We start from the raw sequence: 18079 nt of genomic DNA, 5'->3' as shown, positions 1-18079 counted from the left end.
TTGAGTTCATCATTTTGCATTACAGACGAATTAACCAACATCATCCAGCTACATGATGATAATCCTCCGTACGGAGAACTCCTCGTAGAGGAAGACTCTATATCCAAGGATCTGGCGTATGAGTTCAACTGTAGGCAGTTAGATGAGAAACTGGCTTGTACTAATATTAAGGTACATGAATTCAATCATAAGTATATAGCATGGGGTAGAGCCATTGGCTGAGAAATACGTACGAACTATCCTTTATCTATTTGGTGGTGGAAATCCTGTCCGGATAATTGATTCTTGAACATGTGTAGTACCTAAAATTACCTGTAGCCTTCTCCGTCTTATTTGCTAATATGGGCAGGGGAATGGCTGCTATCTTTAAGTTTAATCCTATTAATTATAAGAGGTAAATTTGTTTCGTGAGTTCATCTCTATTATTGATTATGAATATAAAATATAAGATATCTAAAGAGTTACTTGTTTTGCAAGCTATAGCAAGTTTCTTGCCATTAGGAGCATTTATGTTCTGCTTAATGAATATTAGTTAAACCTCACCAATACTTTATATTGTATTTAGTTGTCTTTTTCTTTTAGTATTATTAGTGTGTTGCATAAGTTTTTATTTTATATTTCAGCGTTTATGGAATAAAGTCTACTTATATACTCAAAAGGATAGGATCTATTTTTATGATTGTTTAAAAGCTAAGTATGTTGAAGTAAAAATAGCTGATATAGGTGGAATTAATGATTATAATCTTTCTATATATCCCTATTCTATTCTTATCATTTATACAAATAATGGTAAAATATTTACATGTCCAGATCTTGCAGAGGGAGGAAAAGATATAATCTCTGAAAGAATCTATGAGATTATATATCAAACAGGAAATGATAGCGATTGATATTACAGAATTTTAGTAAGTGAATTCTTCAATGTTAGGTAATAAGGAATTAAGTCTCGACAACGATAATTTGTCTTCTTGGGTGTCTTATGTAGCTTGTAGTAAGCAAATGGTACATGATTGCATTTTAGTATTTGAATGGAACTTCTATAGTTACACTAATAACCTAATTTAGTTTTATTATTTTTGTTGCTGTCATTTTTAATATTTCGTGTAAATATCTTATTATTAAGGTGTTGTGGCCTGTAGAATTACGATGTAAGTGACAAGAAAATTGAAAAATAAACGTTCTCATGATATTTTATGACAATTTAGAGAAGGCAGTACTCTGTTGTCTAAAAGAAGAAGGACATTTGTGGTGTTGTAATAAAGATTCATAAATAAAGATTAGTAGGTGGTCTTTATCAAAGTAAAAGATGCCGTTTTACAAACCAAAATATGCTCTTTTAAGGCGTTAAAAACGCCCTTTTGCGGTATAAAAGGGCACCTTCTTGAAAGGAGTTTGTAAGACGTTGGTAAACAATGGAATACAAGATTGAATCCTTTGCATATCTCCTGAATTTGTAGACTTACTACTTCAACTTTTTGTAAATATACTTCAGGTGATTTTGTGATGGTTCGGTGTTATAAAGAAAGGCGGATACGTTCACAAGAAACAATATTGTATAGTTATATTATTAACAACTATTTCTTATAATTATCAGTGATCCTTTTCCATTCAAGGACAAAAGACAATTGCATACCGTTTTCTATTTTGCTGTCACTTCTGTCACCCTTTTATAATCATTAATATTCTGAATATGAAGCTATTATGCGAAATGTTAAAAATGACAGCAACTAAAAATGAAACTAAATTGTGGTTTTTAGGGGTACAGATATTTGGAGTGAAAAGTGTGCCGGCTAAGTTTATAATTTTGATGAAGTGTCACACAGAGAAAAGGAGAGTACGGAGGATTATTCATACAAAGCAATGGTAGTCACGGAGGCACTGTCGGTATGTAGAGCTACGTAGGTTGTTAGTATATTTTATTAGCGACTTTATGCCCAAAGCGTTTATCCCAATAGTTATCAGGAATCTGTACGCTATACCTCCGTCACTCTTTGCGCCATTACAACTCTGTGCCATTGTCTTTACCTCTGCTCCCTCCGTGTGCCTTATGATATAAAAGCTTTAGTTTATCATTCCATATATCAGAAGATCCTTTTATTATTCTGGTATGGTTACATTCATACGCACACAGCACTTCGTCTTTCCCCATTTTCCCATGATCTTAAGACCCATTTACAAAATAATGTTGTATATTTGCCTTTGAAAGTGGTATGTTTAGTTTATGTATTCTTTTCAGTAAGAGAATAACATTGCCAGCATAGCTACGACATAACACATAACGCTGAGCGTCTGCAGGTACTGGACCTTACAGTGGATGTCGGGTTGTGATGTAGGAAAAGCGTCTTCTCAATGCTGTGATGAACGTCACAGTAGAGGAATGATTTCCTCCTGTTTTGTTCCTATCTATAACAGAATTATTTTTAGAAGAAGTATCAAGTTTAGAAGACGCATAAAGATATACTCTTACTGAGCAGGAAAAGTACAATAATAAACAAAGGAAGAGTAAAATTAAAAACGAAATAAGATGTTTAGCTTTTTTGATAAAAACAAAATGGAGGAGCAAGATTTCAACTTTCTTAAAAATGTGATTTGCATCTTGCCAACTAAATGGAACTTTCTACTAAAGCAAATAAACAACAAATATATTATCGGAAAATGTAAGAATAAACATTATGGAAAGGGGTTCTATAGTTTGGTTCTCAATAGAGAATACCATGACTATAGTAATTACAAATATCCTGAGTTGATAACATTGTCAGATATCTATATTTGGGATAAGAAGAAACAAGAATATGTAGAAGTACAGCTATTTATTTCGTTTGGTACAATAATTGGTTATTATTTTAATTCTAAATTTAAACATTTAGATTGGTGTAAAGTTCGCCTTACCACACTGAAAGAAAATACACATGCAAATCATTCAAACGGGAAGAAAGCTTTTATAGAAAAGCTTTTACATAAACTTCCACCAGAAGAACTAAAGCTAATAGATGTAGGTGATATTAATGAACTTGAGATTGGGGGAACACATATTATACTATTAGGAACTTAAATGATGGCGACTATATTGCCATTAATAATATAGGTGAAGTCTTCATTATAACTCACTCTCCTTTTGAAGTAAAGCAGTTGTCTACATCAATTGAAGCTTTCCTCAACAAATATCGTGGCTATTAATCTATGCTGGAAATATCATGTTGCAAATACTTGTTACCAATAATTAGACAGGTGATAAGTACAGCAAAACCGACGATTATAATATCAGATAGTTGAACCTGCTTTACGAAATATTATTTCATTGGTGACAAACGGAACGCTTCAATGATAGGAACAGGTACGTTCAATAACGTTTATGGACGCAACGGTTCATACGTTACTATAAGGGTATCACTTCTAGTACCATCCAAGATCAATCATACTATCTAACAGAAAGAGTTCTAAAAACGCCTTCATATATCCCCTATTTTGGAAGGCAATGTGCATAATGTCCAAAGATCTGCTCAAAACCTAAAGGAATTAACCGCCTTAGGTATTAGTTCTAAAAAGCAATTAGCAAAAATATTTGCTACAACATTAGTCAAAGGAACTGAAGTTTCTAGAAGCACTAATAGATATGGTATTACAATAAATAAAGTTTTAAATATTGGTAAGAGAGCTCAGATTCAAACTAGTTTTTTCTACGCTGGTGGTGATATGACAAAAGCACCAAAAGTAACAACAATCATTCCCAAAATATTTAAAAAGAAATGAAACTTAAGATTATAAACTATTTTACATATAAAAAATTAAATTATGATTCAGTTTTTGATGATTCCCATAATGATTCTTATCGAATATATGGGAAATTAGTGGAAGGCAATTTTTATGCAAAAATAGCTTGGTCAAGCGACTTATTACAACCTGAGTTCCTAAAAATATATCCTAAAGTATATGCTATAGGAATTGACCAAAATTTTGCTATTTATGATTTTAGAAATAAACATAGGATCATGTGTTTGGATTTAATGTATCTTTTTTGCGAAATGGTTATGTATGACAAAAAGATATTTGTAGCTACTGAATTAGAGGTTTTTGTTATAGATATAAAGCAATATGAAGTTATAAAAACAATATCATTACCTGACACATACAATAAAATTGAAAATAATTGTGGTAAAATTGAAATTCATTGTATGGATAATACTTTAATAAAATATCAAATTAGTAATAATTAAAAAATATACAATGTATGTAACCTCCTGACGAATCTTACGGCAGAACTTAGGAAGTCGATATCTGACAAGGGTTACATCTCTTACACCTACGACTTCGAGCGGCTGCATGAGGTGCTTTATCCTGAAAACCTCTTTAACCGTGTTATTTATACCTATGGTAAGGCTGGCGATAAGTATAACCGTGCCGGTCGTCTTGCCCTCGTTGAGGATGCTTCGGGTGGTGAAGCCTATTACTATGGCAAGCAGGGTGAGGTGACGAAGACCGTCCGTACGGTGATGGCGAGTGTGGCGGATATCAGGACTTATGTCTATGGTGCTACCTATGACAGCTGGAACCGGGTGCAGACAATGACTTATCCTGATGGTGAAGTGGTGACTTATCACTACAATGCTGCAGGACAGGTGGAGAGCCTGACGAGCAATAAACAGGGACGTCAGAGCGTTATTGTTGACAGGATAGGTTACGATAAGGAGGGTCATACGGTCTATACGAAGCTTGGTAATGGCACGGAGACTACCTATACATATGACAAGCAGCGTGAACGTCTGCAGGTGATGAACCTTACAGCGGATGGTCAGACTGTGATGGAGAACAGGTATCGTTATGATGCTGTGGATAATATCCTCGGTATCACGAATGCTGCCAACCCAACGTCGCTGACGAAACTCAACAAGGCGAAGCTGGGAGGAAGGAGTTCGCATACGTATGAGTATGATGAGCTGAACCGTCTTATTCATGCAAACGGTAAGGCGAAGCGTGCTTCGTATGATATGGTGATGTCGTTCGGACGGATGAGTGAGCCGCTCACTAAGGTACAGAAAGTGGACTCAACGACAACTGCGAAGTCTTATAACTTTGCTTATAAGTATGAGGATAGTAACCATCCTACGGCTCCAACGCAGATTGGTCACGACCATTACACATACGATGCCAACGGTAATCCAACGCTGGTAACGAACGACTCTACGAACACTACCCGTGAGATGTACTGGGATGAGGACAACCGACTCATGGTCTTAAGCGATAACGGTAAGACAAGTCGTTACACTTACAACGCTGCCGGCGAACGTATTATGAAGAGTTACGGTACGATGGAGGGTGTGTATATCAACGGTGCACCACAGGGCATCACGTTCCACGAGACGGATAACTTCACGCTTTATCCTGCAAGTATCCTCTCTGTCAACAAGAATCGCTTTACAAAGCATTACTTCATTGGTGAAAAACGAATTGCTTCAAGGATAGGTACGGGTCTGTTCAATAATGTCTATGGGCGTAACGGCTCATATGTAACCGCTGGTCAGCAGGACTATGCAGAACGTATGAATCAGATACAGAAGCAGAAAGAGGCATACTATAAACAGCAGGGCATTGCCCCTGGTGTACCTACAATGAAGGGTGCGTATGGTGACCCCGAGAATACAAAACGAGGGTATAACTCTATCATTGACACACTCGGTAACCACGATGTGCCACAGGGTTGGATTCAGACTCCACGCCCCAACACCACACCGAATACCAACCCCGGTCCACCTGTAAGCTGGAACGACCCAAGCAACCCTGATGACCCACAGGCTGGTTATGGTTACATTCCAAACGACACTACGAAAGAGGAAACCTTCTTCTATCACAGTGACCACCTCGGCTCAACGTCTTACATCACGGACGACCACGCCAATATCACCCAGTATGATGCATATCTTCCATACGGTGAACTGTTAGTTGATGAGCACAGCAGCAGTGAAGACCTACCGTATAAGTTCAACGGCAAACAGTTCGATGAAGAAACTGGCTTGTACTATTATGGTGCAAGATACATGGATCCCAAAATTTCCATGTGGTTAGGGGTAGATCCGCTAATGGAGAAATACCCGAATGTTACAGGGTATTGTTATACGATGGATAATCCTATAAAGTTTATAGATCCTAATGGTAAGGAAACATATGTGATTAAAAACAAAACAGGTACTTATACTGTTGTTGGCGGTATTCTCAACAATAATAGAGGAATCTATATTGCCTCAAAAGATAAATCTGGAAAATATACGATTAAAGGAGAAATGATAGGGATTTCTACTTCTACCACAACTTTTTATAATACTGATGCCAATAAAGGTAAAGGGGGGTGGGCTATAGGTGCTCAAATTAATCCCAATGATAAAAGCGGTATAAATTTCCTTAATAAGATTGTAAGTTCTAATGTAACATTAGGCGATTACATGAATAATGCGCGAACAAATCATCCATATGACTTTAAGGTGACTAATGGAGGGGATAAAGTTATAAGTAACACTCAAACCTACATATATAGAGGAGTGCCAATAGGAAAAGATGGTTTCGGGTATATCTTATATTCATCCGGACGTGATATTGGCAATATGGCTGCTGGTATTGTTGCTGCAAAAAATGGTATTCCATGGAGTATCGCTAGAGCTGCGTTTGATGCTTACCAAACAAAAAATAATATGGATAAGCACGGGTATTCTCTTGACAATATAAATGTAGAGGGAAAGTCTACGCGAAATGCAGAATATTACGGATGGTCGCAGATTTACAAATACTCAAATACTAAATCTAAAGCATCAAATCTTTGGAATAGTATTAAAAGATTCTTTTCTAAATAAAAATGAAGTACATAATTATATATGCATTCGTTTTACTTCTTGTTATTTCCTGTACAAACAAAAAGATAAAAAAGCGATATTATTGTGATATGAATAATATTTATATATCCGTTTCCGAGGGTGATAAGTATGATAGTCTCATCATTGGGGATACAGATTCTATCATTATTCGCAAAACCAATGGTTATTATGGAGAGATCCTGCTCTATTTTATTACCGGAACAGATACAATTTATGTAGATAACTTATATAAGAACATTTACAGGATACACCCACATTCCTTCTTTTATAAAACGATACGAAGAGATGGGGCTTTTAATGTGTTGGATTCTTTCCCCATGAAAGGGAGGAATATCGGTATTGTGGGTAACGGGGCTGAGTATTATTCTTTCTCGGCAGAAAAGAATGGTCGATACGTAAAAGATTTAGAGATTATCAAGTAAATTATTATCTTTGTAGTTGTAAAAAAGAATAAATTAACAGCTATATTTGATTAATCATATTTATGCAGATTGAAGAAATCCCCTTCGGCTACGCCTCATGCTACGCCACAGACAAAGAATGCGCGAAAGCAGTACACTGCCTTCGCCGCCAAGTTGCCCGACTATATCAGTTGCAACCCGAACCGCCGACAACGAACTATTGCGTAACGCCCGCCTACGTAGCACAAGTAGCGAAAGGCGAAGCGTGCCGCGAGTTTCGCAGTGACGCCCCCATGCGATACGCCCGAGGCATGCGCCGACTGTTCGACCATATCCCCAAAGCGCAGTACCACAGCGTGCGCTACGATGTAATGAACGTGTTCAGCAGCGAGCGCGCTTTCTATTACGCCCAAAAGGGAGACCAGCTCATTTCGCCCGAGTAGCAGGCAGAAATAACAACAATATTCAATGAATACGAACTCCCCGCCCCGCAATTCGACAGCTACGAACAGCGCCCCGACTGGGAACAATGACATATACAACATGTTCAAGGCGGACAACACCGAACGAATGAATCGATACAACGCACTAAATCATTTCGCAATAGTACTGCAGAGATTCTGCACCCGCGTTGCAGTCTCACTGCAGAAGCCTTGCAGAAACACTGCAGCACGCATGCAGTAACACTGCAAGGCCTTTGCAGAAGAACTCAAGACGTATGCAGTAATCGTGCAAACTAAGTAAATTAAAATTCTTCGATAATATAACAATGAACAATACGAGTACACGGAACAACCTCAACTACGCATCTACGGCAGACAGGGCGAAGTTGTTAAGACTGTCCGAACGGTCATGGCGAGCGTGGCAGACATCAGGACTTATGTCTATGGTGCTACGTATGACAGCTGGAACCGTGTACAGACGATGACTTATCCTGATGGCGAAGTGGTGACCTATCACTACAATGCTGCTGGACAGGTGGAGAGTCTTACGAGCAATAAACAGGGACGTCAGAGCGTTATTGTTGATAGGATAGGTTACGACAAGGAGGGTCATACGGTCTATACGAAGCTCGGTAATGGCACGGAGACTACCTATAGCTACGACAAGCAGCGTGACCGTCTGCAGGTGATGAACCTTACAGCGGATGGTCAGGCTGTGATGGAAAACAGGTACCAGTATGATGCTGTGGACAATATCCTCGGTATTACGAATGCCGCCAACCCAACGTCGCTGACGAAACTCAACAAGGCGAAGCTGGGAGGAAGGAGTTCGCATACGTATGAATATGACGAACTAAACCGCTTTATTCATGCCAGCGGTAAGGCTAAGCGTGCATCGTATGATATGGTGATGTCGTTCGGACGGATGAGTGAACCGCTGACAAAGGTGCAGAAGGTGGATTCAATGACAACTGCTAAGTCTTATAACTTCGCTTATAAATATGAGGACAGTAACCACCCGACGGCTCCAACACAGATTGGTCACGATCATTACACGTATGATGCCAACGGTAATCCTACACTGGTAACAAACGACTCTACGAACACTACCCGTGAGATGTATTGGGATGAGGATAACCGCCTCATGGTCTTAAGCGATAACGGTAAGACGAGTCGTTACACTTACAATGCTGCCGGCGAACGTATCATGAAGAGTTACGGTACGATGGAGGGTGTCTTTATCAATGGAGCATCATAGGGTATTGCCTTCTAAGAGTAACAAGAAGAGGCATGAAGGCAATTCTCGCTATAGAACAATAATAATCATTCAAGAAATGAAAAAGAAACTCATTTTTATTTTATTCAGCTCTGTATTGATTTTATTTTGTATAAATGTAAAAGGGCAGAATGCTTCTCTAAACAAAGCATTAGAAATATCATACTATAATTTCTTAAGAACAGTACCTGACAGGTGGAAAGATAAATTTGACAGAAAAGATTTCTATCTCGTCAATAATTATAATCCATATGGTTTTAATGTTCAAAGAATAAAGGGCTGGAATAATTTACACCTTAAGAACGGTAAACTTATAATAGGAAAGAATCTTGTCGGATATCCGCTTTTACAAATGATAGGCAGGGATACACTGCTAATAGAGATAGGGCAGATCTTTTGCAGACAAGATAAAATGTGGGCTTTTACAGACGGATATACATCACTCTTTAATGTAGATAATAAAGCTTTTAAGGCAATAAAAATTTCTCAGAAAGACTTATACTACAAGCCTGAAAATGCTAAGAAGCAAGGAAAACTTATAGACTTTGATAGTATTTATGATAAGGCCGTTAATAGAGCGATTGGCTATTTGGAAAGATCGGGAGTACCTCGGCATTTAATATATATAAATAAGGAATATTTTCCAAGTTGTTTTTTCAAAAACCAACAAGAGAATGTCATTGAAGGTTCTGAATATAAAAAATACATCAAAAAGAATTATTACATTATCGGTTGGCCTATTTTATTTATAAAAAAAGGAAATATAATCGTCAGGTTACATTGTTCATACAAATCTGGTATAAGAAAGAAAATTATTTCAGAAGTCCAATATACATTTGACGAAAATAAAAACAAATGGACACTTCATAATGAAAATTCCACTACTATGTCTATTAAAATGAAATTAGTTGATGAGCATAATAGCAGTGAGGATTTGCTATATAAAATCTACGGCAAGCAATACGATGAGGAGGGTGACTTGTAACTATGGTGTAAAATATATGAAACCTGTAATAAGTCTTTAGTGTGTGGTAGATTCGTTGGCTGAGTAATATGCCACAATGGCTATATCGCTCAGTCGTACAGGGAATAATGCTGGAAGTGAAATTTATCAAAAACTTACGAGATGATGAATCTAAAAAAAATATTAAAGGAAGAAGCAACTTGGTATTTCTTGGCTTTAGCAGGGCTGTTGATACTACTTTATATGGGAGCGAATGTCATTATAGATACGTATTTCTATATGATATCATTAAACATTTTGATTTTTCTATTTTCTTATATAATACTTAGGATAAAGAAAAAAATGCATTACTACTCTTATGTTGTAGGCTGTGCGTTTTTTGTAGTTTGGTTAATCTTTTATAGTATATGCGATTTGAAAAGCAGAAGTTTGAAAGGTTATCTCACCAAACAACTCCCAGTATTGTATTATATTCCAACGGGCTCTGGAGGGAGGTGGGCAAGTAGTGGATTTAGAATAGAATGTAAAGGAAGTAAGCAAAAAATCCCAACATCTCAAGAATCAGATAGCCTGTATCAGATTTACGGGGACTCGGTCATCAATCATATCGTAGTACGATTTTTGCTAAAGGAACCTTTTCCCCATGTATATTATATAGATAGCGTAGGAATAACTTATAAATAAGTTAGTTCTCTCAAAACATACTGATATGACGAACTAAATCGCTTAAATTTTGCTACAGGTATAGTTAAAAATGCCTTTTACTCTAATGAGATGACTTTTGGACTGATGGATAAGCCAATTTGTTAAGGTGTAGAAGGTGGACTCAGCATCGACAGCTAAGTCGTGTGGATAAGACAATACGTTATACTTACAATGCTACAGGTTAGCGCATCGTGATGAGTTACAGTATGATGGAGAGTGTGTATATCAATGCTATTGTTCGGTGCATTTCTCTCTGTAGGCTGACTTTAGTGCCTAATCATATCAATTTTGTAAGAACAAATATATAATGAAATAATAATTATAGTGTTATGAGTAAAGTATGTCTTTTATTACTTATTCTAAATGTCGTAGGGATGGTGAGTTGTATGGAACAGCCTCCGAAGCAATCTCGAAAACAACAGGGCCATCAAGAAAGACTTGTGAAGAGGGAGGTAGACTTGATAAAGAAAAATGACCACAAAATCAGAGAATATTATCGAGAGCTTGCAGAAGTGGGACTTGATGGAGTCACGGTAATGCCTATAGACAAGAAAGTGGAGTATACGGATCTTGCAGTAGAATTGAATTTCGAAATCCTTAAAAGGATGGGATTCCAGCCTGTTAGCGATGTTGTGGCACAAAAGGCTCTCAAGAAGTATTATAATATAGATATATCTGAAAGAAATAACTCTCTGTTTAAAAAAGGACTTCGCAGATATGTATTTAAAGACGGGCTACCTCAAGAGCGTTTGGAACAGCGTAGGTCTATGGACGATGGAGCTACGGAAACCCTATTTTGCTTTTGGTATCGGAATATTTTTGTTCCTAAATACAACTATATTATATTCCATCCTATAATTGAAGGTGCTATCGATCTTGAAGGCTTTGATGACGAAGATGCTGATAATAATGTAGTCAAAAAGGGTAAATTATCTTACAGGACAGATGAAGATCTTTTCTATAAAAATCAATTTATCTTCCACGACAGTAAGGCTGCACTCACTTGGCTTATGAATAATAACAGGAACTTCCTGCGTGAGTTGTTCCAAGAATACGGTTACGACAAGTCTGATGTGATTAATAAGATGATGATAGATGAAGTGAAAGCGGAGGAAGAACTCCCTATAGGAAAAGAGTACAAGGAACTCTTTGTTTCAAAAGCTGTGGATGGAAGACTTCTCATCCATCAAGGACTACTGCAGTATATGTTGAAACATGCTGATAGGAAGAATTTGTATTACTGTATGTTGGATGAATATTTATTTTCCTTGTTGGACATGGAAAATGAACCAGAGTTCGACAACCTGACGAAGGAAGAAAGATACAAAGCCGGTGCATACATCGGGTATTATTATGGTCTGATGTATGAGAAATGTATAGGGACACCTTGTGATAATCAAGGTTTTGGATATGCCCTGTACTATCAGAAAGACTTTGTCCCATTCATCAAGAAGAATAATTACTTCCACTTGAAGGACTTTGATAAGATAATACAAAGGCACTATGACCGGTATCAGGAAGGAGTTGAAATCGAAAGTCATCGTATGTCTGGTGAGTAGTATAATATTATACTATTATTTAACTTTATATGGATAGCTTATCTGTAATGTCACTTTTTATGTCTATCGGTGGATGGAAAGAAGATCTCTATAAGGCATTTTTCTCATCAATGATAGTAAAGATTGCTATATGTAAGGTAAGGATGAATTATGAATTGATATAACAACCTATAGGAGAAAATTGGATGAAAGAACGCAGATTTATAATATTTTGTTTGTTTGCATTGGTTGCTAACTTTTGTCAAGCACAGTCTTCTGGTTCCCACCATATAATGGTTGAGAATGAGTTTGTTAATACAAGATTAATGGAGCGTGAAGACAGTATGCAATCTCTCCTATTGGAAGAGTATGCGAAATCACATGGTTATAAGACACCAGACTATGACGTGTTCAAAGAAAAGTGTCTACAGTTATTTGGAATACGACTTCATCCGTCTGCACAAGTGTACAGCTTAGATATAAACAAGGATATTATATATTCTGTCAATGAGTTCGGCAGGTTTATTTTTACAGGCAATGAAAGTCTATTTTATCAGCCAGCATTAGACCATGAGCCGACTATGAGTGAGGCTCGAAAAGTTCTTTATACGAAAGAAAATGGTATAGCGGATATGTTCTTGGCATATAATAAATTACTTTTCAATGACAATCCCTCTTCTTTGTCTTATTTCTATAAAAACAAGGACAATGCGATAGATGTTGTCTTTGACCTAAATTATGAAAAGAATGACCAGCTTATCCGTCGTGCTATAGATTACGCTTGTCAAAATGGTTATATAGCCAATGATGTCAAGAATGTTTTGTTCTATAACAATCCATCAAGAGGATACAGGAAGAAATTAATTACCATGTTTTATCAGCAAGCTGCATCAAACAAAAGTTGTATGGAGGCTTTTGAAAACCTTGTTTATGCCTACTACAAGCATTATAAGCAAATCAACGTGGTGCAGAAAGTGAAAGATGAATGTTTGGTATGTTTGTTGGACTGTTTGAATAAATATGACGAGGCGCATCAAAGTAGTATTCTCAAGTTAATGGATAAAAAAGCATACCAACATCTTTATAACTTTATGTTGGTTGACAAGGGACTTGCACAGAGGATGAGAAGAAATAATTATTATGGAAGAACTGCTTTGCGAGATATTTTTGAAGCAACTATTCTGTTAAACTCCACGACAGATGATCGAACTGATTATTATATCGAAGATTCGGATGGTTATACTAATGTACGTGAGTCTGGAAGCCCTAAAGCTAAGATAATAACTCGAATTAAATCGGGGAGTTTTGTTGATGTTATAGACAAGAGTGGAGAATGGTGGAGAGTAAAGACTGATAACGGCAAGGTTGGATATATTCATAAAAGTAGAATTAGATATAATTAGTATCATCCTTCTTATCGGCTGAGATAGCTAATATCCTTTTATATTGTCTCTTATCATGCTTTTGTGTGTCATAAGATCTTTCTTACTAAAAATTAACTCACTACACTTAGCGGGCTATGCAAGTCGTTAAATGCCTCATTCCCTCATAGATTAGATTCTTGAAAAGATACAATCCGCAAAAATAGTAGATGTACATATTGAGTTAGCCGTCCTCTATATTAGACAATCTAAAGGGCTCTTTACGGAGTGTACATGACGTCTGGACGAAATGTACGAGGTGCTCGGAAAGTTTGTCCAAAGCCTCCGGACGATTTGTCCGAGGCCTCCGGACACATTGTCCGGGGCGTCCGGACAAATCTCTATAGGGCTAAATACTAACTTGAAAGGAAACAAAGATGATACTTACTTCGTATTTTTAGCTTTCCCCAAAATGTAGAGTGATGAAGTTTATAAAACAACATGAGAACTTATGTAAGTACTTGGAGGATTTTACATCTGCGAAACTTAGTACAACATCTCTTTGATTGTTCTGTATTTTTAGTAGACTACATGCTTTTTGTTGACTCTTCGTGTGTGTAAATAACTCCCTTCTCTTTCGTTATCAGAATGTGAAAGGTTACGTACGATATTGCGGTACACAAAGTCGCTGTTCGCTATTTTGGTTTTTCATTCAAGGCCAGTAACAAGATAAGGTGCACTTGCAGATAATGGATAGCCACATAATAGGACACCATTTATTCAGTAAACAGTAAAGGGCAACATTCCTTTTGTTGCTTCTGTGGAAGTTTTAGTTTTGGAAAATCGCTTCTAATTTTGCTGTCATATCTGTCATTATTATCATTGGTGTAACAATTTAATAATAAGTGATTTACGCTAAATGTTAAAACTGACAGCAAATGAAAATAAAAATAAGTTAGGGTGTAAATGATGTAATCGAACTATTATAAGTAATCAAACACATGTTAAACTACAATTGATGATTTGTTCGAATAATAAGATTAGATACATAATCCTAATAAAGAAAAATAGGGTTGTTTATAGGATTTATAACATTTTGTAATCATCATATTCTCATATAGTTATAAAGTATTTATTCTATAACAGCATAGGATTTATAAGAACTTTATTACTAAAAAAGATAGAAAAAGTTTGGTTAGTTCATAAAAAAGTAATACCTTTGCACTTGCAAAAACGAAATGAGCACCCTTAGCTCAGTTGGTAGAGCAACTGACTCTTAATCAGTGGGTCTAGGGTTCGAATCCCTAAGGGTGTACAAGAATTGATTTCTAACCCAGGTCTTTTCGTTTAGCATGCACCCTTAGCTCAGTTGGTAGAGCAACTGACTCTTAATCAGTGGGTCTAGGGTTCGAATCCCTAAGGGTGTACAAGAAGGATTTCCTCATATGAGGAAGTCCTTTTTCTTTTGTTTTTTTCTTATCTTTTCTACCGTATAATTCGATTATTTTGTGTAAGTTTGCACATTATGAAACGAACTCATTACAAATTATACATAATTGTTGCCCTTCTTTTGATAAGTACCACAATGTTGGCTTATAGTAGTGGGGTAGGACTGATAAGTTATCCTGGAGGTAAGTGTTATATGTTTCGTGTAACATTAAAGGACAAGAATGGAACACCTTTTTCATTGGATAAACCTGATAGGTTCCTCTCAAAAGCTTCTATCCTTAGACGTGAACGTCAGGGATTGAAACTTGATTCAACGGATTTACCTGTATCTCCTGTCTATCTCCAGCAGATAAAGAAAAGAGGATGTAAAGTTGTTGCTATAAGCAAATGGAACAATTCTGTGCTTGTTCGTGGTGACAATCGACAGACGTTAGAAGACTTAAAGGTTTTATCCTTTGTCAAAGATAGTAAGTTAGTGTTTACATCTCCAGATTCGATTCGTCCTTTTTCTCAGCGTGTACACTATAATTCAGAGCTTCAGACCCTTGACTCTTCTGCCCACGATTATTATGGTATGGGCAAGGAGCAGATAGAAAACTTGAATGGAAGAAAATTACATAATCTTGGGTTTCTGGGGCAAGGAATTACGATTGCAGTGCTTGATGCAGGGTTCATGAATGTTGATAAGATGCCTGCCTTTAAGAATTTAAGTCTTAAAGGAACGCGTAATTTTGTTGCAGGGTCTAAAGATGATGTTTTTAAGGAAATGGATCATGGGACAAAGACGTTGTCTACTATCGCTATGAACCAACCCACTTTATTTGTTGGCACAGCTCCCAAGGCTGATTTTTGGCTGCTTCGCACGGAGGACTATCTAACGGAAAGTCCTGCAGAGGAAGATTATTGGATTGCTGCTGTTGAGTTTTCAGATTCTGTGGGGGTGGATATTATTAGTTCATCTCTGGGATATCATGGGTTTGATGATAAGACGCTGAACTATTGTTATTCTGATTTAAATGGAAAAACTGCGGCTATATCACAAGTTGCATCACGTTTAGCAGACAAGGGCATGATTCTTGTTAATAGTGCAGGAAACGATGGGATGGGAACTTGGAAGAAAGTTAATGTTCCTGCCGATGCTTATAATATTCTCACAGTAGGTGCGGTTTCACCGGATAAGATAAATGCTCCTTTTTCTTCAATAGGTCCTACAGCTGATGGACGAATAAAGCCAGACGTGATGGCTTATGGTTGTCCGACAAATGTCGTATCGGGTAGGGGATATATTATTCCAGATAATGGTACATCTTTCGCTTGTCCACTCATTGCCGGAATGGTAGCCTGTCTGTGGCAGGCTGCGCATAACAAATCAGCCTCAGAGATAATAAGTATAGTACGTCAAGCAGGAAGTAATTGTCAATCTCCAGATAATATTATGGGATATGGAATTCCTGACTTTTGGTTAGCATACCAGGCTGCAACTCGTTATAGTGAGAAGTAAAATAGTAGAAAAGAATCACAGAAAAATGACTAAGACACTCTCACTTTTCGAATTGAACAGTCTTGTGGCAGATGTTATTAACACTACGATGTCACGTTCTTATTGGGTAGAAGCAGAACTATCTGAAGTCCGTGAGAATCGTGGCCATTGTTATATGGAGTTGATTGAAAAGAATGAGAATAGTAATGTTCCTATTGCACGGGCCTCTGCTAAATGCTGGAGTAATATCTGGTCTGCTATTAAACCTTATTTCATTCGTATCACAGGACAACAGATAAGAGCTGGGATGAAAGTAATGTTACAAGTTCATGCTCAATTCCACCCTCAGTATGGTTTCTCCTGGATTGTAGATGATATTAACCCTGAATATACAATGGGCGATATGATGCGTAAGCGTCAAGAGATAATTCGTCAGTTGAAGGAAGAAGGAGTATATGATTTACAGAAGGAACTTAGTCTTCCATTGTTTGCGCAACGAATAGCTGTTATCTCTTCAGCAACAGCTGCTGGATATGGGGATTTTTGTAATCAGTTAGAGAATAATGAGTTGGGACTATATTTCCATGTAGAATTGTTCCCAGCAATCATGCAAGGTGATAATGTTGAAAGTAGTATTATTGCATCCTTGGATCATATAAATAATCGTGAAGAAGATTTTGATTGTGTTGTTATCATTCGAGGTGGTGGAGCAACTGCTGATCTTAGCGGTTTTGATACGTTAGGTCTTGCCGAAAATGTAGCTAATTTTCCATTACCCATCATTACAGGGATTGGGCATGAGCGTGATGAAAGCATCTTGGACATGGTTTCATATCAGCGTGTAAAGACACCAACAGCAGCTGCGGCTTATCTTATCAATCATCTTACTTCAACACTTATACGAGTTGAGAATGCTCAATCAACAATCATAGATTATGTAAAAAAAGCATTAGAAATAGAGAATATGCGTATTAAGCATATTGGAGCACAGATTCCTGTGTTATTCTCTATCGTCCGAACAAAGCAAGAAGCACGACTTGAAAGTTTGTTTCAGCGTTTATTTACAGCGTTTAAAGAGCTTATGAAACAATCTGACTTTCTACTGCTCTCTTTACAACAACGTGTACAACCTGCAGTAAGAGGTCGGTTGTCTTCTGAGCATCATCGACTTGATGTACTTGAACATCGTGCTCGGTTGCTTGACCCTACTTTACTTTTAAAACGTGGGTATAGTATAACGTTACATAACGGTAAAGCTATTCATAATGCTAACGATTTAAAGATTGGTGATACGATAACTACTCTACTTGAAATAGGGCAGATAGAAAGTAAAGTTGAGAAACCATCTTAAAAGTTTATAAGCAAATAGATATAATTTATAAATAAGGAATAATGAAAGATATTAAATACGAAGAAGCTGTTCGACAGTTAGAAAAGATTGTTGATAAGATGGAGAGTGGTGAACTTGATATTGATTCAATGGCTGCACAATTAAAAAAGGCACAGGAATTGGTAAAACTTTGTAAGGACAAACTAAAGCGCACAGATGCGGATATACAAAAGCTCTTGGAAAAGGAATAAGGTTGAGTTATTAATTATAAA

At 37.0% G+C, this 18079-nt stretch carries 14 protein-coding genes, 2 tRNA genes and 1 pseudogene; all 17 read left to right on the top strand.

Going from position 1 to position 18079, the window contains the following annotated elements; genetic code table 11:
• Positions 1 to 222 (top strand): hypothetical protein, encoded by a 222-nt coding sequence (locus AXF23_RS15875; protein WP_146156754.1) that lies wholly within the window; start codon positions 1 to 3, stop codon positions 220 to 222.
• A gap of 2302 nt (positions 223 to 2524) precedes the next feature.
• Positions 2525 to 3052 (top strand): hypothetical protein, encoded by a 528-nt coding sequence (locus AXF23_RS14655; protein ID WP_107625985.1) that lies wholly within the window; start codon positions 2525 to 2527, stop codon positions 3050 to 3052.
• A gap of 413 nt (positions 3053 to 3465) precedes the next feature.
• A complete protein-coding gene (locus AXF23_RS14650; protein ID WP_107625984.1) occupies positions 3466 to 3750 on the top strand; it encodes a hypothetical protein in 285 nt (94 codons plus the stop codon).
• Positions 3747 to 4214: a hypothetical protein gene (locus tag AXF23_RS14645; protein WP_107625983.1), complete on the top strand. Its 468-nt coding sequence runs from the start codon at positions 3747 to 3749 to the stop codon at positions 4212 to 4214. Before AXF23_RS14650 ends, AXF23_RS14645 begins: the two co-directional genes overlap by 4 nt.
• Positions 4215 to 4325: 111 nt before the next feature.
• Positions 4326 to 6839, top strand: a complete 2514-nt coding sequence (locus AXF23_RS14640) for an RHS repeat-associated core domain-containing protein (protein ID WP_370445518.1) — start codon at positions 4326 to 4328, stop codon at positions 6837 to 6839.
• An 89-nt stretch (positions 6840 to 6928) separates the two neighbouring features.
• Complete coding sequence (locus AXF23_RS14635; protein ID WP_146156752.1) at positions 6929 to 7282, top strand: hypothetical protein; 354 nt, start codon at positions 6929 to 6931, stop codon at positions 7280 to 7282.
• 62 nt (positions 7283 to 7344) lie between these two features.
• Positions 7345 to 7704, top strand: a complete 360-nt coding sequence (locus tag AXF23_RS16430; protein WP_233251342.1) for a DUF6078 family protein — start codon at positions 7345 to 7347, stop codon at positions 7702 to 7704.
• A gap of 418 nt (positions 7705 to 8122) precedes the next feature.
• Positions 8123 to 8956: pseudogene (locus tag AXF23_RS14625) on the top strand (hypothetical protein); the annotation flags it as partial.
• Positions 8957 to 9038: 82 nt separating this feature from the next.
• Complete coding sequence (locus AXF23_RS14620) at positions 9039 to 9965, top strand: hypothetical protein (protein ID WP_233251341.1); 927 nt, start codon at positions 9039 to 9041, stop codon at positions 9963 to 9965.
• A gap of 141 nt (positions 9966 to 10106) precedes the next feature.
• Positions 10107 to 10628: a hypothetical protein gene (locus AXF23_RS14615; protein WP_107625980.1), complete on the top strand. Its 522-nt coding sequence runs from the start codon at positions 10107 to 10109 to the stop codon at positions 10626 to 10628.
• A 350-nt stretch (positions 10629 to 10978) separates the two neighbouring features.
• Positions 10979 to 12208, top strand: a complete 1230-nt coding sequence (locus tag AXF23_RS14610; RefSeq protein ID WP_107625979.1) for a hypothetical protein — start codon at positions 10979 to 10981, stop codon at positions 12206 to 12208.
• A gap of 185 nt (positions 12209 to 12393) precedes the next feature.
• On the top strand, positions 12394 to 13590 hold the full coding sequence (locus tag AXF23_RS14605; protein WP_233251340.1) for an SH3 domain-containing protein: 1197 nt from the start codon (positions 12394 to 12396) through the stop codon (positions 13588 to 13590).
• A gap of 1200 nt (positions 13591 to 14790) precedes the next feature.
• Positions 14791 to 14863 (top strand) — tRNA-Lys (locus tag AXF23_RS14600).
• A gap of 39 nt (positions 14864 to 14902) precedes the next feature.
• Positions 14903 to 14975 (top strand) — tRNA-Lys (locus AXF23_RS14595).
• 98 nt (positions 14976 to 15073) lie between these two features.
• The gene (locus tag AXF23_RS14590; RefSeq protein ID WP_107625978.1) at positions 15074 to 16498 is read left to right on the top strand and encodes a S8 family peptidase; all 1425 of its coding nucleotides are present in this window, start codon (positions 15074 to 15076) and stop codon (positions 16496 to 16498) included.
• A 25-nt stretch (positions 16499 to 16523) separates the two neighbouring features.
• On the top strand, positions 16524 to 17828 hold the full coding sequence (xseA, locus tag AXF23_RS14585) for an exodeoxyribonuclease VII large subunit (protein ID WP_107625977.1): 1305 nt from the start codon (positions 16524 to 16526) through the stop codon (positions 17826 to 17828).
• Positions 17829 to 17869: 41 nt separating this feature from the next.
• Positions 17870 to 18058 carry an exodeoxyribonuclease VII small subunit gene (xseB, locus tag AXF23_RS14580; protein WP_089366003.1) on the top strand — a complete coding sequence of 63 codons (189 nt, stop codon included), beginning with the start codon at positions 17870 to 17872 and terminating at the stop codon, positions 18056 to 18058.
• Positions 18059 to 18079: the final 21 nt, after the last annotated feature.

It is taken from the genome of Prevotella sp. oral taxon 313, from assembly GCF_003043935.1.
Lineage (GTDB): Bacteria > Bacteroidota > Bacteroidia > Bacteroidales > Bacteroidaceae > Prevotella > Prevotella jejuni.
This window is presented reverse-complemented; position numbering and strand designations above follow the sequence as displayed.

Coding starts and splice junctions, on each gene's coding strand:
- AXF23_RS14620 (WP_233251341.1), top strand. CDS start 9,039: ATGAAAAAGAAACTCATTTTTATTTTATTCAGCTCTGTATTGATTTTA.
- xseB (WP_089366003.1), top strand. CDS start 17,870: ATGAAAGATATTAAATACGAAGAAGCTGTTCGACAGTTAGAAAAGATT.
- AXF23_RS16430 (WP_233251342.1), top strand. CDS start 7,345: ATGCAGATTGAAGAAATCCCCTTCGGCTACGCCTCATGCTACGCCACA.
- xseA (WP_107625977.1), top strand. CDS start 16,524: ATGACTAAGACACTCTCACTTTTCGAATTGAACAGTCTTGTGGCAGAT.
- AXF23_RS14635 (WP_146156752.1), top strand. CDS start 6,929: ATGAATAATATTTATATATCCGTTTCCGAGGGTGATAAGTATGATAGT.
- AXF23_RS14615 (WP_107625980.1), top strand. CDS start 10,107: ATGATGAATCTAAAAAAAATATTAAAGGAAGAAGCAACTTGGTATTTC.
- AXF23_RS14610 (WP_107625979.1), top strand. CDS start 10,979: ATGAGTAAAGTATGTCTTTTATTACTTATTCTAAATGTCGTAGGGATG.
- AXF23_RS14645 (WP_107625983.1), top strand. CDS start 3,747: ATGAAACTTAAGATTATAAACTATTTTACATATAAAAAATTAAATTAT.
- AXF23_RS14655 (WP_107625985.1), top strand. CDS start 2,525: ATGTTTAGCTTTTTTGATAAAAACAAAATGGAGGAGCAAGATTTCAAC.
- AXF23_RS14605 (WP_233251340.1), top strand. CDS start 12,394: ATGAAAGAACGCAGATTTATAATATTTTGTTTGTTTGCATTGGTTGCT.
- AXF23_RS14590 (WP_107625978.1), top strand. CDS start 15,074: ATGAAACGAACTCATTACAAATTATACATAATTGTTGCCCTTCTTTTG.